We start from the raw sequence: 25,436 nt of genomic DNA on the forward strand, positions 1-25,436 counted from the left end.
ATTTGTTGATTTAGAATTAGGCTTCGATGCCGCCTAGGACATTCTTGCCGATCACGCGGCCGCTCTCTTGTAAGGCGTGCGCCTGCTTCAGATTTTCGGCGGTCAGGCCACCGAGATTTGCGGTCACGGTGGAGACGAGGGTCTCGTCGTCGAGTAGCTCGGAAATGCGGTTGAGGAGTCGGTGCTGCTCTTCGATGTCGTCGGTCTGAAACATGGAGCGCACAAACATGAACTCCCAGCGCAGGCTGAGTGACTTGGGCTTGAGGGCAGTGGCATCCAGTGTTTCAGGGTCATCGATCAGGGCGATGTGTCCGCGCGGTTGGATCAGCTCGATGATCGCGGGTAGGTGCTCTTCGGTGCCGTTGAGCGAGGCGACATATTTCGGGGCGATGCCGAGGGCCTGCATCTGATCGACCAACGATTCGCGGTGATTGATCACGTGATCGGCGCCCATCTTTTTGACCCACTCAACAGTGTCGGGACGTGAGGCAGTGGCGATGACAGTCAGGCCAGTTAACTTCTTAGCCAGCTGAATGAGAATGGAGCCGACTCCGCCCGCGCCACCAATGATGAGGATGGATTCACCAGCGCCTTCGCCTTCCTTTAGACCAAGCGAATCAAACAAGAGCTCCCAGGCCGTGATCGCAGTCAGCGGCATGCCAGCCGCTTCGGCGAAGTCCAATGAGGACGGCTTCTTGCCGACGATGCGTTCATCGACTGCGTGGAATTCCGCGTTTGTGCCTTGGCGGGTGATGTCTCCGGCGTAGAAGACCTCGTCGCCGACTTTGAAGAGACGGACTTCGCTGCCGACCTCGCGGACGATTCCAGCGGCATCGTAGCCGATCACTTTACTCGTGCCGGGCTCAGGTCCCATTTCCTGGCTGATGCGAACTTTGACATCCACTGGATTGACCGAGATGCCTTTGACTTCGACCAGTAAGTCGCGCGGTCCGATTTGCGGTTTTTCAATTTCCAATTCGATCAATGCGTCAGTTGCCGAGATGGGGCTAGCTTGTGTGTATCCGATTGCTTTCATAATTTTGTGGTTTCGTGTGGTCGTGTTCTCGAATGTGAGTGTGCACCTACTGTCGCAGCGTCGCTTGCCACCAGCAAATGCAAAGCCTTGTAGGAAACATGGCTTGTTCGGTATAATTATTGGAAATCTGTGCCATCCATTGAGGAATTCGCAGATTATAGTGGATAATTCGCAGAATATGCCCACTAGTTAGTCCAACGAACCCAGAAATATACCATGATCACTGAATCCGCCAAAAAAATCTTTGAGATCGAAGTCGAGGAGCTCTCCAGCTGGGGCAAGCGCCCGCACAAACACAGCTTCTTTGAAATTGTTTACGTCGAGAGCGGCGCCGGCATTCAATGCATCAACCAGCACGAATTTCCCTACAAAGCCGGACACATCTTCCTGCTGCCGCCGCTGGACTGCCACTCTTTCAAGGTGCAGGAGCCCTCGCGCTTTTACTACATCCGCTTCACGGATCACTATTTCATCAACGAGGACGGGCTCACCCAGCACCGTGAATGGTTCGATCGCATCGCTTATATTCTCGCAAACTACAACAAGGTGCCGGGCGACATCATTGCCTCCGAGCGGGAGCGCGAGTTCATCATCCACAACATCAAATCGATCTATCAGGAATACGCGTCAGCCGATGCCTACTCCGACGCCATCATCAGCGGAACGGTCGCCTCCATTCTCAACATCCTCGCCCGCAGCATCGAGAAACGCTACGTCGAGCAGGCCAATGAAGTGGAAAACCGCTTCGGCGAAATTTTGCGCTACATCAACAATCACCTCGCGGACAAGGATAAGATCCGCGTGCCCGCGCTGGCGGAAAAGTTCGGCATCTCGCCCACTTACTTTTCGGAGTATTTCAAAAAGCAAGCCGGTGAGAGCCTGGCCAACTACATTACCAAAGCAAAACTCCGCTTGGTCGAAACCAAGGTGCTGCACACCGACCAGTCACTCAAAGAGATCGCCTACGAATTGAACTTCACCGATAGCAGTCACCTGGCCCGCACCTTCAAGAAAGCCTACGGTATCACCATCACGCAATTCAAAGCAATCGACGGTAAAACTTATTTGCTGAGCGCGTAAGCCGATCTTGACACTGGATTCGCAACAAAATGATGCCAGCCAATATCATTGCCAGAACATACACGACTCTCTGCTAGCAGAATAGGCCTCCAAAACATTTACTCAGCCAAACGTCGTGCCAGTTGATGTAAATACAAAGACTGTGGATATAACGTCTCTCCCTTGCCGACTCCTTCAACAATATCTACAGGAGCACTCACCTCTTCCCGGGCGGGATAATCGCCATCAGTCCGAACGTCAACCACTGCTCCCTGAGTTCCAATAACATATCCGTACCTAGCCTGCATGCTCCATACTACAAACGGATGAAATTGATTGGAAATTCCAGTAGTATTCCATATTACGGTATGCGCGGAGGTCGAATTATGCTTTGGTTTCGAAAGGCGATCATAGTAGCGATCACGAGCCTCGAACCAGCTATTCTCAGCAATGCAGTTATCGAATAAGTTAGAATGGCTAAACCACATATGATGATCACTGCCCTTCCCATGTGTTTTTCCAGAACCAGCGGTTTGCCGGCCAGTCTCCTTATCCCGGCAACGATACAACACATTACCAGAAGACGACATTCCACTAATGGAAAAACCATGGCGTGAATAGGCTGCCAATGAATTGGCAATGAAACAATCGTTCGAATTGTCAATTCGATACATATATCCATTTCCTCCACCGCCTCCATATTGGGCCTTTTGCATCGAGCAATTTAATACAGACACAGCACGACTCTGCTTTAGACGTATCCCATTAGACAGAAAATGGGTACCCAATTCATTTTGACTGTGGGCAAAACTCTCGACGTCCCGAATCCAGGAGTTCTCTACATTCTGCATAAGAATCACATAGGAAAAGTGAACGTCATAAGCGCTTTTCTTTTCTTGTGCGAAATCCAAAGGAAGATCACGACTTTCAGCGAGACGCTGAGTATACTCACCACTTGGCGCAGCGAAGTCTAAATTCTCCCAACCGTCACGTCCTGGGTGCTCCCGATTACCAATCGAAAAGCCCTCTAAACCAACATTCTTAACCATGCCAGGTTTTGGATATACCCGTGCCGAATAAGAACGCTTCATAGTATATCGAGTGGGAGCATCAATGGTGAGTATGTTTCTGGCTCGATCAATGCCTACTATTTTACGATAATAAAGCATGCTGCCAAGCTTCTGCTCATAGCCCAGCCACCCGAATTCCTGATGATCTTCAATCCAAGCCTGATTAGGGTCGACTCTTAAGATGATTGCATCACCAACTTCAAAAGGCTCCGTCTGTTCCACGGGAATCTCGATCGTAGGTCCTGACAAATCAGCAGTGATCAGCACGCTTTCGTTGCCTTCACGCAACCAATCGGCATCAGGTGTACCTGTAACACGAATAATTTGTTGTCCCCGCATCACCGTAGCATCATTGAACAAAAATGTCCGGCCAATACCCGCCCCCCGTAGCACGATACCATCTTTACGGATCGCCAGCGTAGACGCTCCAGGTTGCTTCGGCAAAATGCGATAAGTTCCTTCAGGTAAATATACCACAACCGCCTGCCGATTCAGCGAAGCCGCCTGATTAATCGCTGCTTGAATTGCCTCCGTGCTATCCCGCACTCCCATTGGATCGGCTCCAAAATCCAGCACATTCAAGATGGGCACATTTACAAGCACTGGTGGCACCTGATGTCCAAGAGCGTAACCTGCATATGAAAAATCTTGAATGAATGCATCGGTCTCAAAACTTAGGTCCGGCAATGCGGACCAACTCTCATCGTATAGCTCGGAATACCAACTTCCCTGGGATGGAGCAAAAGATGTTTGATTCACTGCGGAATCAACAGCTGGCGAGCAACCTACACTCAAGAAGAGTGCATACGTAAGAACTAGAGACGGAAGCTGTGACATAGCGAAGTGAGTATTATAAATACTACAAATTTAATGATTTGGACGGCGTAAAAAAGCCCCGACTGAGCAAACTATAGCCAATATCATCGCTCCGGCATGAGCAGGTTCTGGAATACTACTGGTGCCACTCGCTTCAAAGGAACGAATTCCCAAACCATAGGCAGTGCTGGAACTATCTGTTCCTATCCATTCGTCTTCTTCAAAATACAATCCAACAGCAGTAATCTCAGAAAGCGAAATCGAAGTATAGGATGCCGCATTTTGATCAAAATTGAGTGAAGTTGATGGCGTATAAAGTGCCCATTGTTCATTCGATAGCGCAGTACCGCTCAGCGAAAAACTCCCATTATTCTGACGTAAATTCAAAGCAGTTTGAGAGACATAGTAATTACCGCCGGCAACCTGAACGACATAGCGTCCATCGAAATCTAAACTTTCATCCGTCGAATTAATAAAACCTGCAGTGGATACTGTCAGACTAGTTAAAGTCACCGCCCCTGTGTTCAAGTCATTGGAGAAATCTTCTTGCTTAAAAATATAAACTCCAGCCAATCGCAGCTCTTCATTCAAAAAGCCTCCACTGCTATAAGATTGTAAGTAAATTTGATCCGTATTGTCCGACCCCGTATTGTTGCGGATCTGTCGACGACTGAAGCCACCATCGACACTATCCGACCAAAACTCATGCCCACCATAGAACGTAGGCCCCGTATATCCAGATACTGGACTCATCTGATTCGTATCGCTAAAACTAGTACGGTATACATAGGGGTTGCTCGCAACTTGCGCAGTTGGACGCGCAAAGTTGGCATCAGTAGCCACATAACCGTTACTCGCACTGTATGAAATTAAGGTCTCGGCCTGGATGCTAGCCGAAGCAAGACATACTGCCGTAAAGATCATTAAGCCGTGTTTACTCTGATTGGGTATTTTCATAATATTAATGGATTGTTAGGTATATCGTCCAGACATGAGACGCGCAGACCTTGCAATCTAGTCTGGCATAGCAGAGGATCAAAAGCTTTAACATTCAAACATTTGAAAAATAATTCAAGTGTTTGAATTGAGGCAGAGTTGCACTATGCTCCTCCTCCACAGTATAAATTATGTTCCAAAAATAAATCTGCATTTGGATTAACTACCATGCCCGTCAATACATTACAAAGAAAGCCTGCAACCGCTTTTACACTCATCGAGCTTCTCGTGGTGATTGCTGTCATCGCAATCTTAGCCAGTATCCTGATGACATCACTGGGCCGGGTAAGCGAAAAAGCCCTGTTAACCACAAGCTTAAGCAATATCCGGGAGCTCCATGCTGCAAATACAATGTATGCAAATGATAATGGCGGCCACTATGTCCCAATCGCCTCTCGTGATAACAATGGCACCTTACTTCGGTGGCTAGAGAATGATCAATATAGAGCATTTTTAGGCCTACAGGAGGATCAGGAGTGGCCCGATGACCTATTTTCGCCCAACGCAAATGTTCTAGATTCTCATGGCAAGCCACGCTTTGACCGCTCTTATGCAATGAATATAACAGGCTTAACTGGATATTCTACCCCAGGAAACCTCTGGCAGCTTTCAGTTTACAAAGTTGATGAACCAGCGAAAACAATCGCGATGACCGATGCATTGGACTGGATCGTCTCTTATTATGGCACAAAAAAATACACCGGAGTGGAAGTCTCTTCAGGCAGCACAGTCGCCTATCGATACAGTGGCAAAGCCGCAGTTATCTACTATGATGGCCATACCGCGGCACACACGATGGAGGAAATTAGCGATAAATCAGAAGCGTGGTTTCTTGATAATTAAGAAGCCGCAACAGCAGGCAATATGGTGCCTCCCTCATGATACTCACCTGCAACCATTAGAGACTTTGGAGTCTTGGGAACCCCATAGACATGCTCATGCATTTGAGCGACCAAAAAACTAACCGCACTTTCTGCAAGTATCTCAGGTTTGGTATCAAAGCCCGAAATCTCATCTGGAGTTTTCGGCGAATAGCCCTTCCAGCCTATAATGGAAAAACCGACCTCCTCTGGAATCTTCAAGCCGGATTCCAATATCAATGCGTGTTCTCTTTCATGAGCGATCACAGCATCCAATTGATTGCGATCAATCCACTGACGAATCGATGTAGCATCCAGGAAATCTTTCGAATGAAGTTCTATTTTAGCAGAACCACTAGCCACCTGCTCGTAAAGATATGCACTATGTAAAATTCCGTGAGTTCGGTTACTCAGTGCTTGAGACAGCACTAAACCTATCCGACGATATCCTCGTTTCCTTAAAATATCCAAATGCGTCAACATATTGTGATAGTGATCTAACACCGCTCTAGTAAAATTTGGCTGACTGACTGAATAACCATATTCAATCACAATAAACTGCGACCATTCATCTCCCAAATCAGCACCTGACTCGGCAAAGGGGCCGACTAGAACTCCCTTAATTCCACGATTCCACCAGACCGATTTGAAATGCTTTAAACTACTACCTGCATCGCTCAAATTATATTCATTTAGCTCATAACCTAACTGCTGCGCCTTCATTCTGGCTCGACGCATCACCATCGCATTAAATGGATCAGAGCGCGGCATATCCGTCAAATAGGCAAGCGCACTTTGTATGGGACGCGTGCGATTTTGCTCACGATACGCACATAAAGCCTTCATTGCGGCGCTTGGTACATATCCCATCTCATTTGCAATTTTACGAATCCTCGAACGAGTCGCTTCCGACAATCGAGGATCCTCCCGCAAAGCCAACGAAACGGTTGAATAGTGCATGCCGGCCTCTCTAGCGATGTCTTTGATAGTAATATAAGATGCCATATCAAATGTTTGAATAAAACATAAGGTGACGTCAATAGCTCGTATTTACAATATATATGCATTCCGATGACACTAACCTAAGAATCGTTTACATATATTTTGAAGAAGACGTTCACCTATTCAACAAAGCAAATAGCCACGACAATTTATGACTATGTCATATTCGGAACTGGGTATATTGGATTCTCTGCAGCGTTACGCCTAGCAAAAGCTAACTATCAAGTGCTGCTCGTTGAGTCCAGCGGACAGTTGCTGTGGGAATCAACCGCCGCGCTCGAAAACCAACTAAGCAAGCAAAGTAAGCACCCTGCTTGGTTCGATTGGATCGATGATTTACGAGCTTTCAAAGCGTGTAATGAATACTATTTCGACCCAGTAGGCGCAGAAATATTGGCCGCGGAGCGGTTATCCTCGAAAGCCGCCTGCCCCAACATTGATACAGTTTTATACGCACCGACAGTATCTGTCGAAGTCCTCTCGCAACAGATCATTTCAGTTACACTTGCAACAAAATCAGGCTTACAGCAAATACAAGCAAGACACTGGCTTGATTGCACTGAGAACGCAGAAATTTATAAACTCACCGAACCTGAAGCAGACTATACATGCCGCCGTCAGACACAGATCTGGCGCATCGGATTACAATCTAATCAATGGCAGATTGTGATAGATCAACTTCAGAAGCGCAACACGGCGACACCAATTACACTCATAGGAAGTCTCAAAAAAGAAGAGCAGTATTTGTCATGGATCTCGCATCAAGGCGCATGGGGACAGCCTTTAGTTGAACAACTCAGAACATTACGCAAGGAACTGCCTAAAGAAGCCTCCGTAATCGTGAGCCATTGCGGCATGATGCCCTACCCAAAATACGAAATATCCAAGACGCCCTCTCCACTCTCAATTAAGTGCAACAACTTAACGGTGCTATCACCATCCGTGAATGCAGAAATTGCTCCCAATTCAATAGAAGAGCGCTTCTTAGTTGGAGCAACTAGTCACATTCCCCGCCCACTGCATTCCGAGCTCACCGGTAACACAGCCAAAACTGTCATCGCCATTAACAAGGTTATCTCATGCGATGTGCTAGTAGCAGGCACTGGAACCGCAGGATCCATCGCCGCTATGGCTTCTGCACAAAAGGGCGCCAAGACTATAGCCATTGATTCTGCAACGCATCCAGGTGGAATCGGAGCAGGTGGTGGCATCACTGGCTACTTTTATGGCATCTCAGGTGGCTTTCAAACTCAAGTAGACAAACTCACCAATGAAATAACAGAACTCTTACTGGGACATGCTCCCAGTAAAGATAGTTGGCATCACGATGCCAAAAAATTAGCCATTCTTCAAATTTTTGAACAGCAGCAGATCACCTTTAATGGACATTTATTGCTCTTCGATGTAGAAAAGAAAAATGGGCAAGTTACCGCCGTCTACGCAGCAAGCGCAGGTCAGGTCGTCAAATATGAAGCGAGTAGTTTCATAGACTCCACTGGAGATGGGGACCTGTGCACACGTGCCGGTGCCGCCTACACCATAGGGCGCAGCGGAGATGGCCGCAATCTAGCCTATTCATTGGCCGCACTCGCATTAGAACGCAAGGGGGCACAACTTGGATTACAAACATTCAACTATGATGCAGGCTGGTTAGACCCAACCTCCGCATTAGATCTAACACGCGCCCGACTCACTGGTATTGGGCTGTATAAAAATTCAAATGCTTACAAGAATGGCACGCTGATCGCGATTGCACCCATTCTTGGAATACGTCAGTCACGACAAATAGTCACGGACTATATACTACAACTCGACGATCTTGTTTCACAAAGAAAATTTTCCGATAGTATTGGCGAAGCTGGCTGTCATGCGGATTCACATTCTGTCGACTTCGAATTTGAGGATGATGAAATGGTTTTTTTCTATTGGGCTTGTCGTTTATTTCGAGCACCATTGCGCACACAGCTCCCCTATCGCATGTTAATTCCTCGTGGACTCACCAATGTGTGGATCGCATGTCGCGCAGCAGGCATGAGTCCAAACGCATTTTATGCGATACGTATGCAGCGTGACATGCAGCGCTTAGGAGAGATTGCCGGCAAAGCAGCCGCCCAGCTAGCCGCACAAAATAACCATGTATCCGCTCGTGATATAAAGCTATCTACACTACTACGCGACCAGACGGAAACATTTGACCCGACGGATCCCTATGGCACACAAACAGCCAGTGATCCAACTCCTTTGAAAACTCTCGAGAATGGACAGTCAGGCTTGTCGCTTTGGCAAATCTACCAGTCACCTAAGACCTATAGCTCACAAATCAAATCAACGCTAAACTCGGACAACCTGAATGCAACTTTTTATACCGCATGTGTCTTAGCAATGTGGAATGATCCCACCGCAGAAACGCGTCTACTAACAGCTATACATAACAAAGAAATCGGCGCGATCAATCCACAAGACAATGCCGGCGCCTATGGACAAGAAATCGACATCCCGTTCTGGTTACTGGCAATCATCCTACTTCGTCGCTGTGGCACCAACACATGCAATCAAACTCTAGTGATTGAATCAGCGAACCATGAGCATCTGTTAAACGTGCGCACCTCTATTGCGCTCACCGTCGAACGCCTCATTCAGAAAGCAAGCATTGCCTTCGCGGATGCACTCGCCATTACAGAAAATCTAATGGCCTCGATCCCGCCAGATTCAAATCAATTACCCTCTCGATCGATTGCACGCTCAATGCGAAATGAGAAACAAATCACACTTCCCAACAATAGTGGTGCAGAGAAAAAAGAAGATCATCTATGGCAATTACATCTAGTTATTTGCCGAATTCAGTCGGCATGTGGACAGCAGCCAACACTCGCAAAATCATATCAAGACGACGAGCGTGTGCATGTACGCGATCACTTCCACAATCTCCAGATTAAAGCGCGCGAGCGGACGCACCAAGTCAACCCACCATCACACCAGGCCAATTAGTCGAAACAAACTGAACCCTGCAGATTTGCTAAACCCTGAGATTTATGGCCGATTACCGAATGATCATAACACCAACTGGGCACCGACAAGTGCGGGCGCCCATAGCTGAGCTCTATTGAATTCACGCGAAGACCATCGCCCACTTTCTATAAATGCCACGCAATTAATTCAGTGCCTACGCTAAACAGCAAAACGATCTTGATGGCCTCACGCAGAAAATCCGGATTCTGCCCTAAAGGGCCATATACCAAGTCTCCGATACTCAGCAGCATGGTTAATCAACACATTAGGCATCCAGCCAGCTCACTATAATGGATCGAAGGCTGCATCAATAAATAGTATTATTATGAATTTTGTTATACTTAAAATCGCATTTTAACCCCACCGACTTGTAGGTTGCGCTCACTCAGGTCTTCCCATGGCACCCATTCAACGTGCCCATCCCGATATCCAGAATGAGATCCAGTAGGTATGCCTGATTCCTGGTGATTGACACCAGCTCCCCAACCACCACTCAATTCTCTGGTAAGGTCCACCCAAAGGTGTTGATAAGCTGTCTCGTCGACCATTCTTTTCGCAAAGAATGGAAGATCCACCGCCTTAGCGCCATTGACGGTCGCACTAGCTCCCCAATTATTATCATTCCCCATATAAAGATAACCACCGACTCGCGCACCGGATGAATAGTCCCAATACGCTTCTGCATTCCAATCCGAATTAGAAGGAGAATAAAAGGCATCCCTGGACAATCCGTTTGACTCACGAAAAGACTCCAAACTATCCGCTTCAAACCAATATGGATAATTGAGCCCAGGATGATGCAGATCCGGAAATACGCCATTATTCAAGGTAGCTTCCTGTAGTGTAGCCGTCAACAGTCCACGGATGTTAGACACACATGCAGCGCGCTGCCCCTTTTCTCTAGTGCTCGAAATGGCTGGTATGATAACTGCAATCAGGATCGCGATAATAGCGATTGAAGCCAGTAGTTCAATTAAACTAAAAGCCTGGACTCTTGACTGCCTACTACCGACGCAATACCTCGTTTGTTTACTCCCGGATCGCTTCATCCTAGCCTACCTCCAATATGATAATTACAATAATTTGGGATTGGCCCACTCGGCCCTTGTAGCTCACTGAAAGAAATCAGTGAGCTACAAGCTTGCGTGTGGCGCACGGCAACACACGCAAGCAAGTGAACCCCCATCGTTAATGACAAGCCACTACGCATTCCGCTTTCCACGGCGCATTAAAAGCGTCGAGCCAAAAGAGACGACTGCGAATATCAATGCCATTGATGAAGGCTCTGGAATCACGACACTACTGGCCGTCAAAGTAATATTATCAATCGTGTGACTTCTATCATTAGCACTTGAGTTGTCGTAGAAATAAATACGAAACTCAATGTCCGTGGACACATTCTGGAGCTCAGTAATGCCCGACAAATCAATAGTGCGACTTTCTATGGCTGACCCACCATTTTCAAATGATGAGTCTGAAATGGTAAAACTGTCCAAAACAGTTCCTGCGGTCGCAAAACCGTCGAAACTACTAAGAACCGCCACACTAAAGCTCAAGGTCGGGTGTGTACTCACAAACCCTTGGTCAAAATCAAGCGAGTCCAAAGAAACAAAATTCCCACCCGTCTCCAGAGTAAACGAATGAAAATCATTGTATGTGATTGAATTCGCAAGACTGTCAGCTGTCCCACCAGAGAAAAAGTAAACATTCTCATCATCGACATCGTATCCCATTGGCTGCTGGCCATTTGTGAGATTCGGCTGAGACACGGAACTAATACTGTAATCACCCGCTAGAGTAAACGAGTCAGTATCAGTTGAAATAGCACTGCCACCATCAAATTGGTATTTAGCAACAACGACATCGCCTGAGAGGCTGCTAACACTAAATCCAAGCGTTAAAAGAATGACGGATGTGGTGGCCCCCCGCCAGATGAGTTTTGAGTTATTTTTCATATATATGGGTCGCGGTAGTACGCTTATTGTTGGTTTATTTTACTTATTGGTTGTCACAGTTAACATCTCCTTTAACAGATCCATCACAGAAAATCAGCAAGAGTCAAGTCGACATTCGTCTTTTTTGATCACAATTAAAGAATATAAGCCACAAAGCATTCGGCTTGCCAAAATATAAAAAAATCAAATAAACCACCCAAATCGCCCATATAATAAGCAATAAAAAGCGATCCAACACACTCAAAAACAAACCAAGTCTCCCCGCTGTAGCACTCCAACCCCAACGATCCACAAAAAGACGCATAGCCTCCAAAAACCACATAGAAAGAGCTATCATACACATGCAACACAGATTAAAAAGACACCACCAGCCCACACGGGACGCCACAACTAATAGAGCATAAAAACATAATAATAAACACTTTATCACACACACCAGACAAGCAAAACACCACGATACCACAGACCACTACGACAATAATTCAGTACAATCAACCAAACCGCCCACACACACACATCGAGCAGAGCACAGAACGCACAATAGTTCAACCCGCCCTCCCACAAAAAACCACCCAAATCAGCAAAAAACATTTCCTCGTGGGCAATATAAATTCATTTGACAGCACAAACAATACAGATTTGATACAGACATCAAAGCACCACACAACAATCCAGCGACAACAGCAATCAACTTAACATAAGCATGCAAAACTTCCAGCAACACCCATCCCCCAACAAGCCTCTTCAAAGTCACCCCAAGCGCAGGAAGCTTGCCGCCTGCATTTGCGCGCTAGCGCTGGGGGCAATCACAAGCCAGGCCCAAGACCTCCTACTAAACGACACCTTCTCAAGATCAGCAAAAGGAACATTCCTGGAACAGTCCGCAGGACTAGAATGGGAAGCTCAACAAGGACGACTAATCATAGGCAACGGACGCCCACTAAATGGCCAAGCTCTCAGCTATGCACCAAACCGCACCTGGGACTTCCAAATCTACAATAGAGACCTGAATGCGACCCTCTCCCCGGAGGAAGCCATCGAAATGAGCTTCTCGGCCGCAGTAAAAACAGACGCCTCTCCAGAGTTCTACATCTATTCCATGCGACTCATAGATAAGGATAATTATGTCCAAATCCAAGTGAAAGGAGGCGCCAAGACTCCGACGGTAACCGTGGAAGCAGTCATCAACGGAAAAAAATCACAATCAGAAGTTGAAGATGCATCCTACTATGAAACTTCAGAGGGCACTGGCTTGGTTGCAGTCAAACTACTCGTATCCGAAGGGTACGCCCAAGCATATTGCGACTGGAGCGGCGAAAATACGTGGTCCTCTCCCAGCAAGCCAATCACTTTTCAACTAACAACAATAGACCAAATACAATTACGCTACTACGCGATGGGCTATTGGAGCGCAATGGACGACCTAAAAGTGGCGATCATCAAGCCTACTCAACAATAAAGACAGCAGGAATTATAAAATGGCAATCTTACCCACATTCAATGAAGGCGACAATGAAGCAGCGTCCTCAGTCAGCACCCCTGAGCGAAGCCGAGTCATCAAGCACCTAAACAAGCTGGTGCGACAACGACACGAGGGCGATCGCTTGCCGTCGGTCCGCCAGATCAGCAAAGATTGCCGGGTCAGTTCAGTCACCGTGCAAGCAGTCGTGGAAGACCTCTGCAAACAAGGGGTCATCGAGACACGCCCCCGCAGCGGCATCTTCCTCGCGGAAGGCGGCTCCAAGGCAAGCACTGGCCAAGTGGACATCCTTTTCATTACCAGCAATACCCATGCACTGGATGCGGATGTATCCGAAAAGGAATCATTCCACCCACGCCTGCTTCAGGAATTGGTCAGCCGCTGCGGGAAAGATTTACGCAGCACACGGGTGCACGTCGTTCTCGGCAGTGCCGCAGACAACGAAATGCACGACCTGATTAGCCGGGTAGACTTCCAGTCCTGCGTCGTCATCGGTATGCAGAATGAGCACGTCAACCAGGTGCTGACCCAACATAATGTAAACTTTGTTCACCTCTTCCCCTCAGCACCGGTCCTTCCTGAGTATTGCGTTGCGGTGAACAATGAGAAACTGGTTCACATGCAGCTCGAACATCTCTGGAGTTTGGGACACAAGAAAATCGGTCTCTTTTCCCGCTCGGACGCATCAGCCTATCATCGGGATAAGGTAGAACGTCGCATGTGCTACTATCGCCTCATGGCGGAATCCGGCCTTCGGGTGGCCCCGCACTGGGCCCCACAGCTGAGTTATAATCCAGCCTCCGCACTCGAAACCTTCCAAACCTCGTTATCAGATCCAGCAGACCGCCCCACCGCGCTCATAGTTGACGACAGCTCATTGCCACTCATCTACCAGACACTACAGGGCCTCGGACTCAACCCCGGGCGCGACATTGCACTGGTGGGCACAGATGGTCTACCGATGTCAGCGGAGATGTATCCAACTGCGACCTCTCTTCGCATCGGCTTGGGCGAATCCGCAGCGCTTGCTTTGGATATGTTGGATAGCCGGGCAAAGAACGACAAATCCATTTCCCAGTGCCGCTGGGCTCCGATCGAACTGATCGTTCGGGAAACGTCCTGCCCGCCTCCAGTGTCTGACGAGACTCCGAAGCTAGGCTGATGCGCAGACCAAATGACTTTTAAACCCATTTTATCGATACCCATGTTAAATTTGATTCGAAAATCCACGTCGCTTGCGGCCTGTCTGACGGCAGCAGCGTTTGCACCCATAATTGCAGAAGGGCAAATTGAGGCTCCTTCCATTGACTCGTCTTACCAGATCGACGGCTCCTTCGCCGAGCCCTTCTGGAAACAGCTGGAGTGGCAGGACTCTTTTCATGCATTAAAATCGGATGCGCCCGCCCCCGATGCCACCCGTTTTACAGTCGCAGTGACTGACGATGCCCTGCTTATCGGTATCATTGCCGATGTGGACAAAGGCTTAATCGCCAACCAGGCAAACCAAACAACTGTCGCCAACCCCACTCTGGTTGGCTACGGCAAAGAGCCCGGCCTCGAATTGTTCATCGCTCCCAGCGCGGACGGCGATCAGTATGGTCAGTGGTATGTCACCACCGCTGGCTTGGCCAACGACATCTGGCGCAAAGCTGGCACAGGCGCCGGTGGCCTCACCTCATGGCGCAGCCAGGCCGAAGTGGCCTCACAGGTCAATGAGGGCAAGTGGTTCGTCGAAATGGCGATCCCTTTGGCCGCTTTCAAATACACACCGGAGTCCGCGGAACAAGACTGGCGCATCATGCTGGGCCGTGTGCATCCGAGAAAAGACGGTCGCCCGGTTTCCTATAGCACCCACGCTCCGCTCTCCGACAATTTCCATGAATTGGCTAATTATGTGCCCCTGCACATGGAGCACAGTGGACTCGAAGATTTCCTCTGGATGATCCGCCCGGTTAACGACGGTAAAGTCATCCAGGGCACGAACGGCACGCTTGAGTATCAGCTTGAGATTGTAGCGGATCGAATGGAAAAAGAAGGCGCTGAGTTTCGCGATGTTCAGATTGATGGCACCTTGGAAACCACACAGGGAGCCGTCGAGGCATCCAGCATGGTGGCATTGAAATCGTCACGTTCTTCGATGGTTAATTTGACCTTTCCGCTATCGGCGAAAGACGCACCTAAAACCGGAACTCTGAAACTGAGTTTAGCAGCGAAAGAACTGCCCAATCGCGCCCTCGCCTTACACGTGCAGGATGTCCCATTGGACTTTAAACCGATCTCCATTCACGTCACCCAGCCAGCCTATCGAAATAGCATCTACGCAACGGAAGACATTGATGCCATCGAAGCGGCGGTCTCTCTGGCTGTCGCACCGGAAGACCTTAGAAATGCTCGTTTGACCGCAGCGCTCTACGCCAGCGGGAACGATCAACCTGTCGCGAGCCAGGAACTCGATATGACAGAGCTTCAGAGCAACGTGCGTCTGGAGCTGGAGCAAAAACTCGCGGTGGGCTCCTACCAACTGCAAGTGAGCGTGCAAAAGCCGGATGGCACTCAATGGCAGACGAAAGAGTTGATTCGAAGCCTGCCCGCCGCGCCTTATGATGAATGGCGCATCGATGCCGACAAAGTGCTCCTGCGCAACGGTGAGCCCTTCCTCCCCTACGGTTGGTTCGGATGGAAAACAGAAGCCGATCCTGCAATCGAGGGCATCAATACCGTGCATGTCTACCACCTCCCCAATCAGGGAATCGAAAAGACACTCGCATTCATGGACCGCATGGCCGAGGAAGGCGTCGTCTGCCTGACAGATCCATGGCCTGCAGCGCTGTATCGTAAAAACCAAAAGCAACCGATGTCCGTCGCCGAGGAAGAACAGCTGCGTCAATACGTGCGCCGTCTGCGCGACCACAAGGCCCTCTTAGCCTATTACATTTACGATGAGCCGGAATTCGTTCCGGTGCTTCCCGAGCGCCTGAATCGCGCCTATGAAATTATTCAGGAAGAAGATCCTTACCACCCCTGCATCATTCTCAATATGCAGTTCGATGCCATCGACCGCTATGCCAGTGCAGCCGACATCATCATGCCCGACCCCTACCCGTCTTTCCGCGAAAACATGGGGCCGATCTCCGGTATCGTTAAAGTGGCCAAACACTTGAAAGAAGCCAAACGCGCTTCTGAAGGCCGTCAGGCAATCTGGGTGACTCCTCAGGCTTTCGAATGGGACGCGCAAACACCGGCCGCCCGTGCGCCGAATTTCCTCGAACTGCGCAATCAGCAGATCCAGGGCATCGTCACCGGCTCGAAAGGCTTCATCTGGTGGATTTACGGACGCCAGCTCAACGACAAGAACCTGGAACTGGGCATGCCATTCTTAGCGCGTGAAGCGCAGCTTCTGAAAAGCGCCATCCTAGCGCCGGATGTCGAAGAAGAACTGCAAATCACTGCCGACGACACGTCACACCTACACAGCGCCGTCCGTAAAGTGGGCGAGCACACCTACATCTTCGTGGTCAACACCAGCCCTGAATCCATGGGCGCGGTCAACTTCCACCTCCCTTCTTTGGGAACCACAGCACTACAGGTCGTCTCCGAGAAGCGTGACGTGCGGGTGGGCAATGGTAAATGGCGCGACACCTTCGAGGGCTATGCCGCGCATGTTTACACCACCGATCCTCACTACGAGTTCGGGCAAACTGTATTGGCGGTGCAACGACGCATCGACGAAAGCCTCGCCAAACTTGGCAAGCCGGGCAACTTAGCCTTTCGTGGACTTGGAGCAGAAATCGAAACCTCGACCCACTACGAGTTCGGCACCTATCCAAAGCGTCTAAACGATGGCTATGATGGTCGCTGGTGGCAGGCCCAACAGGGTAAAGATCCCGCTTGGATTCAGATAAACTTCCCAAGTGCGACCGAAGTCGGACGCATCGTCGCAGTCACCAACGCCCGCTCTTTTGAAGTTCAGGTCAAAGACACAAGGGGCTGGAAAACCGTCTACAGCGGCGAGAAACCTGCCGACACTCCAGTCGTTGCCCCCTTCACGCCACAAACTACGGACACAGTCCGACTCTTGATTCATTCAGCAGGCAACCGCTCATCGGAACGAATCACTGCCCAGGAAATCGAAGCATATGCCAACTAATCTCCCATCTCCTCCCGCTCGCAAAGCGGAAGTAGACTCTTCATTCATGCCAGTATTTACAGCACAGTCGCCTGCGATTGAAAGGCGTGCCGTGCATCTGGATCTGAAGGGACTACCACCAACCTTTGAACGCCTGATGGCCTTGGTCGAAGTCTTTGACCAAATGCGCTTTAACAGCGTAGTCGTCGAGTGGGAGGACATGTTTCCCTGGTCATTTGATCCGAAATTGCGCAACGCTTCTCACTACACGGCTAAGCAAGTCAAACAGTTTGCCAAACGCTGCGCAGAACTGGACATTGAAATCATCCCTCTGATTCAATGCCTCGGGCACCTGGAATTCGTTTTACAACATGAGCCCTACCAGCACCTGGCCGAGTGTCCGGAATATGCCGATACCTTGAACCCGTTACACGAGGGCTCGGTGAAGCTGGTCTTACAAATGGTCGATGATGTGCTGGAACTCCTACCGGATGTGACGCACTTTCACCTCGGCGGCGATGAGGCCTGGTCCTTCGGCACCAGTCCCGCTTCGCAAAGCTTCATTGCAGAACACGATAAGCCCACTCTGTTCCTGAAACATGTTCAGCCCATTCTGGACTCCTTGCGCCTGCGCAAGGTTCGTCCCCTGATCTGGCATGACATGATGATGAACTGGCCGGTCTCCGCGTTGCAACAAATCGGCAAAGATGCCGACCTGGTCGTCTGGGGTTACCGGGGCACGCCCGCCATGGCTACCCACCACCACAAGTTGGAGGTTCTGGATCGCCTGCACGAAGCGGGCATCCCGATCTGGGGCGCTTCCGCCTACAAGGGTGCCGACGGACCTTTCCGCGATTTGCCGAACAAAGAGGCTCGCTTGCTCAACCATACCGGCTGGATGGATGTGGCGGCACCCTACGAGTTGAAAGGACTCATTGCCACAGGTTGGTCGCGCTATGCGAGCGGCCGTGTACAGGGAGAATCCATTGACGCCTGCCTCGTCGAACTCGCCATGGCCAGCATCACATTTTATAACGGCCACTGGCCAAACAACGGCTGGCAAGTCTGCGATCAACTGCTCAAGGAAACGGGAGCCTATGAGTGCTCCAGCCGTTTGCGCGAGCACTTCAGCAAGGCCGACGCCTTACGCGAAGAAGCCTGGCAAGCCGCACGCCAATTAAAAGAACAGCTGGCAGGCATGCAGGTCGATCCGGGCCAGCCCTCCGCAGGCACCAACCGGATTTTATGGGATTTCTTCCAGGACCTGGTCCAGCGCATCGAGGAACAAAGCAAACTGCTGCCAGCACTTTTAAAAGGCCTGGTTTGTGAACCTTTTATCGAACCTTACTACCGAACATGGGCGACGGCCTTGCGGACCGAAGCTGATACCATCAAAGCCCGCTTAAAAATTAAAGACTAAGCATTTACGAATCATGACAACGACTGTAACAACCCAGAGCCAATTGAACTGTGATGTATGCGTCGCAGGTGGCGGTCCCGCCGGAGTGCCGGCAGCCATTGCTGCGGCCAGAAACGGAGCCAAGGTCATTCTCTGCCAGGACCGGCCAGTGCTGGGCGGCAACGCATCCAGCGAAATCCGCATGCACATCGTCGGCGCCGACGGTTCGGGCAAGCGCGGCAGTGCTCTGGCAACGGAGACCAGAGAGGGCGGCATTATCGAAGAGATCCGCCTGGAAAATGCGGTTAAAAATCCGCAGCGCTCTAACTCGATGATGGATCTTATCCTCTTCGACATGTGCCAGCGGGAACCGAATCTCACGCTGATGCTGAATACCTGTGTGACCGCAGCGCAAGTCGAGGAAGGCGTCATCCGCTCCGTCACTGCGGAGCGCCAAAGCACGGAAGATGTTTTTCAAATCAATGCCAAGATCTTCATCGACTGCACGGGCGATGGTCGCCTGGGCGTCGAAGCGGGGGCGGAATTTTATGAGGGCCGGGAATCCAAAGCCGAGTTTGGCGAGTCGATGGCGCAGGAGTCACACGACAGCAAACGCCTGGGATCGACCCTGCTCTTCCAAGCGCGCAAGCACGATAAACCGATGCCCTTTACGCCGCCGTCCTGGGCGAAGCCTTTTACTGAGCGTGAACTGCACCTGAGAAATCACGCCGCAGCGGGCGACACAGATTGTGGTTTCGATTATGGCTACTGGTGGGTCGAATGGGGCGGCTGCCTCGACACGATTAAGGATAACGAAACGATCCGCGACAACCTGATGGCCATTATGATGGGCGCCTGGGACCACGTGAAAAACGGCGACCCCACGGATCCGAACTACCCGAATCCGGACTCTCACGGCGCGAGTCACTGGGCACTGGATTGGTTCGGCTTTGTGCCGGGCAAACGGGAAAGCCGTCGCTTCAAGGGGCTGCACACTATCACCGAGTTGGACGTGATGGCTGGCAACGCTTTTCCGGATTCGATTGCCTACGGTGGTTGGCCCATCGACACGCATCCACCGGAAGGCATCGATGCGATCGACGAGCGGCCCGCGGTGCAACACGAGGTGCCTTACTTGTTTGATATTCCGCTGAGCGCCTGCGTCAGCCGCAACATCCCGAATCTGATGTTTGCGGGGCGTAATATTTCCGCCACGCACCTCGGCTTCGCCGCGACGCGGGTGATGGCCACCTGCGCCGTGATGGGCCAGGGAGTCGGCGTGGCTGCGGCCTATGCGACGCAAAAGGATCTGCAGCCGGTGGATCTGCCCAAGAACACCGCTGCCATGCGGGCAATTCAACAAGAGTTGCTGCGTGAGGATGCCTACCTGATTGATCCGCAAAATGAGGACCCGCGTGATCTGGCACGCGCTGCCAAGGTATCGGCCAGCAGCGAACAATCGGGCGGTGAAGCGGCCAATGTGCTTTCCGGTCAGACCCGAGCTACCCACGGCCCGAAGGGTGTCGCCCCGCAACGTATGAAGTCCGGCATCCACCGCTGGATGAGCGATCCGACGCAAGGATTGCCTGCGTCCCTCGAACTGAGCTGGGATCAACCGGTGAAGGTGGGCGAAGTTCAGTTGATCTTCGATACCGGCCTGCACCGCGTGCTCACTCTCAGTATGAGTGGTGGCTATACCAACTTAATGCAATGGGGACAACCGCAGGAAGAAACCGTCGCCGCCTACAAGATCGAAGTGGAACGCGATGGAAGCTGGCAAACGCTGGCTGAGGTGGCAGACAATTACCTGCGCCGCAGATGCCACGCGGCTGAGGAAGCCGCGCTGACCTCGCGTTTGCGTCTGACTGTGCTCGGCACGCATGGCCTCGACCATGCCCGCGTTTGCGAGATCCGCGTCTATCCAGAAGCCACTCCTGGCTTTCTGCAGGACACTAACATCGATGCTTAAATGATCGATTTGAGACAGTTGACTCCTCCCACCCGTTCTGCGGGTGGGAATCGGGCTCGACAGTGCTGGTTGTTGCTGGCTCCGGCCATGCTCTTCCTCGGAGGCTGTCACACGGCGAGCATTGCGCCTCCGCCCGCACCGCAGAATCTGCTCGCGCATTGGAGCAGTGAAAGCGTCACAGTGGATGGCCGCTTGCTGGAGTCGGTATGGGAGCACGCGGTCGCCTATCCGCTGAGCTTCTCGCTGGCCGACAGCCCGGAGGGGCAGTCCCCCTCCGAAGCGGGAACTGTGCGCCTGGCCTGGGACAACGAATATCTCTACGCGGCCTTCGAGTTTCAGGACTCGGACGTGATTGAAGAAGGCGATGCCGACCAACTGCAGCAGCAACGAACGGGCGATGTCGCGGAGCTGTTTCTCAAACCGCAGGGGCAGCCCTGGTATTGGGAATTCCACGTGACCGCGCGCGCTCGCAAAAGCGCCTTCTTCTTTCCCAGTCAGGGGCGGTCGGGCCTGCCGAGTAATTTCGATTTTGAGCATGGCACCCGCGCTGGCGCGATGATCGATGGCACGCTAAACGAGTGGAGCGACCAGGACGGTGGTTGGACGGCCGAGATGGCCATTCCGCTGCGCGACCTCAGCGTGCAAGGCGAAGACTTCGACCCCGACAGCGAATGGCGCGTATTGGCGGCTCGATACAATTACGCTTACTCCTTGCCCGCGCCCGAACTGTCCTCTGCGCCTCAACTTCCACGAACCTCTTTCCACGACCACCCCCACTACGGATTTCTTCAATTCCAGAAACCGCACAGTGCGGCAGGTGCGACCGAAACGCCGGACACGGCAAACTAGACGACATTTAAATGAATAACAAAAAAGAATTACGACTTGGCTTGATCGGAGCGGGACGACGCGGGGCATTCGCCCAATACATGCATCAGCCGGAGAACAATGTTTTCCTCACGGCCGCTGCCGATACCGATCCTGAAGCGCTTAAAGCGTTTCAGGAAACAATCGAGCGCGAGGTCTACGTGACCCAAGACTATCATGAATTACTGGCACGCCCCGATATCGACGCGGTGCTCATTTCCACGCCGGATGATCTGCACGAGGAACACGCGATCGCGGCATTGAAGGCTGGTAAAGGCGTCTACCTCGAGAAGCCGATCGCTATCACCATCGAGGGCTGCGACCGCATCCTGGAGACCGCGCGCAAGCAAAATGGCAAACTCTACGTCGGGCACAATCTGCGCCACTTTGCTGTGATGCGTAAGATGAAGGAGTTGATCGACTCCGGCGCGATTGGCGAAGTTAAGACGGCTTGGTGCCGTCATTTCATTTCCTACGGCGGCGACGCTTACTACAAAGACTGGCACGCCGAGCGTAGCCGCACCACCAGCCTGCTGCTGCAAAAAGGTGCGCACGACATCGATGTGCTGCACTGGCTCTGCGGCGGTTACACTGAAACGGTCACCGCCATGGGCGAGCTCTCGCTCTATAACCGGATCACCGATCGGCGCGATCCGAAGGTTAAGGGCGACACCTACTGGAACATGGATAACTGGCCACCGCTCTCGCAAAAGGGGCTGAACCCGGTCATCGATGTTGAGGATATTAATATGATGTTGATGCGCCTGGATAACGGCGTGCTCGCTACGTATCAACAATGCCACTACAGCCCGGATGCCTGGCGCAACTACACCATCATCGGCACCGAAGGACGCATTGAAAACTTCGGCGACATGTCGGGAGAGTGCATGATCAAGCTCTGGAATAAGCGTCACAACTATCAAGCCGAAGGGGATGCCGAGTTTATCATTCCTAAAGAGGAGGGCTCGCATGGCGGCGCCGACCCCAAGATTATTGACGAATTTATCCGCTACATGCGCGACGAGGGCGGCGGCACCATTACCTCCCCTGTGTCGGCCCGCTATAGCGCGGTCACTGGCTGCAAGGCCACCGAGTCGCTCAGAAACGGCGCGATCCCGGTCCAGGTCCCCAGATTACCGAAGGATCTGTCTGACTATTTCGATAAGTCTACCGGACAGTAATCGGCTCTAAATTCCTTTCGGCGATTAACGCCATATTTTTTAAACACCACAGCTGCTCGCGTTCGCGCGAGTGATCCAAACCAGCACAATGTTTCCACTTGCTCTCACTAATCTCCACCCGCTGGACCTCGGGATCATCGGAGTGATTCTCGCGATTGTTATCGGGTTCGCCATCTACTCGCAGCGATATACGCGCAGTGTGGCGGATTTCCTGTCGGCCAACCGTTGCGCCGGTCGCTACTTGCTGACCGTGGCCTCGGGCTCGGCGGGTATGGGGGCGATTTCGATCGTGGCGACTTGGGAGAAGTTTTATCAATCGGGCTTCACCGCCTTGTTTTGGGGGCAGATGCTGGCTCCCATCGGTCTGCTGATGGCGCTGTCGGGCTGGATCATCTACCGCTACCGTGAGACGCGGGCCATGACGCTCGCCCAGTTTCTGGAGATGCGCTACAGTCGCCGCTTCCGTGTCTTTAGCGGGGCCCTGTGCTGGTTGAGTGGTGTGTTGAACTATGGGATTTTCCCGGCGGTCACGGCGCGGTTCTTTATCTACTTTCTGGGATTACCGGTCCACATGTGGACGGTGCCGGGCACGGGCTTGGAGTTGAATCTCACCCTCGGTGTTGTCATGGCGATCATCCTGATCTCCGCCTTGTTTGTGACGCTGAGCGGCGGCCAGATCTCGGTCATGGTGACGGACTTTATCCAGGGGCAGATCAGCAACATCGTCTTTCTGATATTGCTTGGGGTGATGCTCTATCTCTTCCCTTGGAGTGTCATTGTCGATACCCTCATGCAGGCACCGGAGGGCGCATCGAAGCTCAACCCTTTCGATACTGGCTCACTGCCGGACTTCAATCCGCTCTTCTTTTTGATCCTGATGTTCCTCACCGTCTACAACTACATGGTGTGGCAAGGCAGTCAGGGCTATAACGCCTCGGCGATCAGCCCGCATGAGGCGAAGATGGCTGGCATTCTCGCGCAGTTCCGCAGTGGGGTCACGTATTTGCTGATCCCGCTGGCCGCGGTCTGCGCCTATGTGCTGATGAATGCGCCGGTGCATGAAGCCGCCACCCTGGCCACGCAGTCGACACTGGACGCGATCGGTGACCCTCAGTTGGCCAAGCAAATGACCACGACCGTGGCCATGTCGCAAATCCTGCCGATCGGAGTGGTCGGCTTGTTGGCGGTCGTCATGATCATGGCCTCGCTGGGCACGGATACCACCTACCTGCACTCCTGGGGCAGCATTTTCGTGCAGGACGTGCTCTTCCCGATTCGCCAATTGCGCGGACACGAAGATCGCTTAACTCCCGAAACCCATCTGCGCTGGTTGCGCTGGTCCATCGTCGGAGTGGCCGCGTTCACCTGGTGCTTTAGTATGATTTTCCCACTCAAGGAATACATCCTCATGTATTTCCAAGCCACCGGCGCGATCTTCACCGGCGGCGCAGGTGCCGTGCTCATCGGCGGGCTCTACTGGAAACGTGGCACCACCTCCGGCGCATGGGCATCGATGATTGTGGGCTCCTTCCTCGCGGTGGGCGGCATCCTGACCATCAACATCATTTGGCCCAATGCCGTGCCGGCCTTACAGGATGCCTACCCCGCCAGCGAATGGATACAGTCCTTACCGGAAAAATTCTGGCTGAATGGCGTGCACATGGCCTTCCTCGCCTCCCTCTCTGCTACGGCCACTTACGTGATCGTCAGCCTACTCTCTCCCGATCCGCAGCTCAACATGGACAAGCTCCTGCACCGTGGCGAATACGAGGCCAAGACGCCTGAGGGAGCCGACCACATAGCACCCGTAGTGACCGGCTGGCGCGGACTGCTGCCCGGAGCGGAATTCACTCGGGGCGACCGGATTATTTACTACCTGAAACTGGGCTGGGTCATGTTCTTCTTTGTCACCTTTGTCGGCATCAGCCTCTGGCAAGTCTTCTACAAATGGCCCGACCAATGGTGGGCAAACTGGTGGCTTATCAACCTCATCCTGACCGGCGTAACCGGCACCCTCACCACCATCTGGTTCCTCATCGGCGGCTTTAAGGATCTGAAAGCGATGTTCGCCCGCCTGTCCACTATCCAGCGCGACGCCGAGGACGACGGCACCGTTAACTAGCCTGCCCTACATTTCTTGCAGCGGGGCTTTGCCACCCTGTCGATCAGTATGAAACCTTTTCACATTATTCTACGCTACGGGCTGGACCCGTTCAACGGGCTGGAAGAAAACTACCGCCGCTTGCTCGACTTCGTCGATGAGTCGGGCATCGGGGAGGTCATGTTCCTGATTGCCCCCGAGGAACGAAGCCAGGGGCATGTCACGCTCGACGAGATCCAGCCATGGATTGAGGCGATCCAGCGGATCAAGCCCCTTCTCGCGGAAAAAGGAGTCGGGGTGAGCCTGAATCCCTGGACCACGACCTACCATGCCGGACGCGGACGCCACCTGCATTCGGGACAGGACTTCCGCTTAGAGGGCGTCTAATAAATTTCCAAAACGGTTAGAATCTAGTCGCACGCTTGAGCATGAGTCGAGTCATCGCAATATGAATCATGGCAGTAGATGACTCAATGGTAGTTTCGTAGTCTTTGGACATTCTGCGGTATT

At 51.7% G+C, this 25,436-nt stretch carries 18 protein-coding genes and 2 pseudogenes; 12 read left to right on the forward strand and 8 right to left on the reverse strand.

Annotation, left to right across the window (positions count from 1 at the left end; translation table 11 throughout):
• Positions 1 to 16: 16 nt before the first annotated feature.
• Positions 17 to 1,036 (reverse strand): zinc-binding alcohol dehydrogenase family protein, encoded by a 1,020-nt coding sequence (locus QEH59_RS00950; RefSeq protein ID WP_308983483.1) that lies wholly within the window; start codon positions 1,034 to 1,036, stop codon positions 17 to 19.
• A 216-nt stretch (positions 1,037 to 1,252) separates the two neighbouring features.
• Here QEH59_RS00950 and QEH59_RS00955 point away from each other — a divergent pair, with 216 nt between their 5' ends.
• Positions 1,253 to 2,116: an AraC family transcriptional regulator gene (locus QEH59_RS00955; protein WP_308983484.1), complete on the forward strand. Its 864-nt coding sequence runs from the start codon at positions 1,253 to 1,255 to the stop codon at positions 2,114 to 2,116.
• Positions 2,117 to 2,214: 98 nt separating this feature from the next.
• Here QEH59_RS00955 and QEH59_RS00960 read toward each other — a convergent pair whose 3' ends face one another.
• Together QEH59_RS00960 and QEH59_RS00965 are read right to left on the reverse strand one after the other, a co-directional pair.
• A complete protein-coding gene (locus QEH59_RS00960) occupies positions 2,215 to 4,002 on the reverse strand; it encodes a glycosyl hydrolase family 28-related protein (RefSeq protein ID WP_308983485.1) in 1,788 nt (595 codons plus the stop codon).
• Between the two features lie 30 nt (positions 4,003 to 4,032).
• Positions 4,033 to 4,938 (reverse strand): hypothetical protein, encoded by a 906-nt coding sequence (locus QEH59_RS00965; protein ID WP_308983486.1) that lies wholly within the window; start codon positions 4,936 to 4,938, stop codon positions 4,033 to 4,035.
• 207 nt (positions 4,939 to 5,145) lie between these two features.
• On the opposite strand from QEH59_RS00965, the gene QEH59_RS00970 reads away from it, so the two are divergent.
• Positions 5,146 to 5,820, forward strand: coding sequence for a type II secretion system protein (locus QEH59_RS00970; RefSeq protein WP_308983487.1), 675 nt, complete (start codon positions 5,146 to 5,148; stop codon positions 5,818 to 5,820).
• Here the strand turns inward: QEH59_RS00970 and QEH59_RS00975 are convergent.
• Positions 5,817 to 6,842 (reverse strand): LacI family DNA-binding transcriptional regulator, encoded by a 1,026-nt coding sequence (locus QEH59_RS00975; protein ID WP_308983488.1) that lies wholly within the window; start codon positions 6,840 to 6,842, stop codon positions 5,817 to 5,819. The genes QEH59_RS00970 and QEH59_RS00975 overlap by 4 nt on opposite strands.
• A 99-nt stretch (positions 6,843 to 6,941) precedes the next feature.
• Between QEH59_RS00975 and QEH59_RS00980 the strand changes: the two genes are divergently transcribed.
• Entirely contained in the window at positions 6,942 to 9,827 is a 2,886-nt protein-coding gene (locus QEH59_RS00980) for an FAD-dependent oxidoreductase (protein WP_308983489.1), read from the forward strand.
• 362 nt (positions 9,828 to 10,189) lie between these two features.
• On the opposite strand, the gene QEH59_RS00985 is transcribed toward QEH59_RS00980, so the two are convergent.
• The 3 genes and pseudogenes from QEH59_RS00985 to QEH59_RS00990 all read right to left on the reverse strand — a co-directional run bounded on the left by QEH59_RS00985 (position 10,190) and on the right by QEH59_RS00990 (position 11,803).
• A complete protein-coding gene (locus QEH59_RS00985) occupies positions 10,190 to 10,723 on the reverse strand; it encodes a hypothetical protein (RefSeq protein ID WP_308983490.1) in 534 nt (177 codons plus the stop codon).
• A gap of 51 nt (positions 10,724 to 10,774) precedes the next feature.
• A pseudogene (locus QEH59_RS18965) lies at positions 10,775 to 10,897 on the reverse strand (prepilin-type N-terminal cleavage/methylation domain-containing protein); the annotation flags it as partial.
• Between the two features lie 153 nt (positions 10,898 to 11,050).
• Positions 11,051 to 11,803 carry a PEP-CTERM sorting domain-containing protein gene (locus QEH59_RS00990; RefSeq protein WP_308983491.1) on the reverse strand — a complete coding sequence of 251 codons (753 nt, stop codon included), beginning with the start codon at positions 11,801 to 11,803 and terminating at the stop codon, positions 11,051 to 11,053.
• 703 nt (positions 11,804 to 12,506) lie between these two features.
• Between QEH59_RS00990 and QEH59_RS00995 the strand changes: the two genes are divergently transcribed.
• From QEH59_RS00995 to QEH59_RS01035, 9 genes are all read left to right on the forward strand, one after another.
• On the forward strand, positions 12,507 to 13,262 hold the full coding sequence (locus QEH59_RS00995; protein ID WP_308983492.1) for a hypothetical protein: 756 nt from the start codon (positions 12,507 to 12,509) through the stop codon (positions 13,260 to 13,262).
• Between the two features lie 19 nt (positions 13,263 to 13,281).
• Positions 13,282 to 14,445: a substrate-binding domain-containing protein gene (locus tag QEH59_RS01000; protein ID WP_308983493.1), complete on the forward strand. Its 1,164-nt coding sequence runs from the start codon at positions 13,282 to 13,284 to the stop codon at positions 14,443 to 14,445.
• A gap of 51 nt (positions 14,446 to 14,496) precedes the next feature.
• Positions 14,497 to 17,430, forward strand: a complete 2,934-nt coding sequence (locus QEH59_RS01005; protein ID WP_308983494.1) for a discoidin domain-containing protein — start codon at positions 14,497 to 14,499, stop codon at positions 17,428 to 17,430.
• Positions 17,431 to 17,476: 46 nt separating this feature from the next.
• A complete protein-coding gene (locus QEH59_RS01010) occupies positions 17,477 to 18,829 on the forward strand; it encodes a family 20 glycosylhydrolase (RefSeq protein WP_308983495.1) in 1,353 nt (450 codons plus the stop codon).
• 13 nt (positions 18,830 to 18,842) lie between these two features.
• Entirely contained in the window at positions 18,843 to 20,777 is a 1,935-nt protein-coding gene (locus tag QEH59_RS01015) for an FAD-dependent oxidoreductase (RefSeq protein ID WP_308983496.1), read from the forward strand.
• Positions 20,778 to 21,626, forward strand: a complete 849-nt coding sequence (locus QEH59_RS01020; RefSeq protein WP_308983497.1) for a carbohydrate-binding family 9-like protein — start codon at positions 20,778 to 20,780, stop codon at positions 21,624 to 21,626.
• A gap of 11 nt (positions 21,627 to 21,637) precedes the next feature.
• Positions 21,638 to 22,825 (forward strand): Gfo/Idh/MocA family protein, encoded by a 1,188-nt coding sequence (locus QEH59_RS01025; RefSeq protein WP_308983498.1) that lies wholly within the window; start codon positions 21,638 to 21,640, stop codon positions 22,823 to 22,825.
• An 88-nt stretch (positions 22,826 to 22,913) separates the two neighbouring features.
• The gene (locus QEH59_RS01030; RefSeq protein WP_308983499.1) at positions 22,914 to 24,947 is read left to right on the forward strand and encodes a sodium:solute symporter family protein; all 2,034 of its coding nucleotides are present in this window, start codon (positions 22,914 to 22,916) and stop codon (positions 24,945 to 24,947) included.
• Between the two features lie 48 nt (positions 24,948 to 24,995).
• Complete coding sequence (locus QEH59_RS01035) at positions 24,996 to 25,313, forward strand: hypothetical protein (RefSeq protein WP_308983500.1); 318 nt, start codon at positions 24,996 to 24,998, stop codon at positions 25,311 to 25,313.
• A gap of 16 nt (positions 25,314 to 25,329) precedes the next feature.
• On the opposite strand, the pseudogene QEH59_RS18850 reads toward QEH59_RS01035, so the two are convergent.
• Positions 25,330 to 25,436: pseudogene (locus tag QEH59_RS18850) on the reverse strand (IS5/IS1182 family transposase); the annotation flags it as partial.

Source organism: Thalassobacterium sedimentorum (assembly GCF_031127905.1).
Classification (GTDB): domain Bacteria; phylum Verrucomicrobiota; class Verrucomicrobiia; order Opitutales; family Coraliomargaritaceae; genus Thalassobacterium; species Thalassobacterium sedimentorum.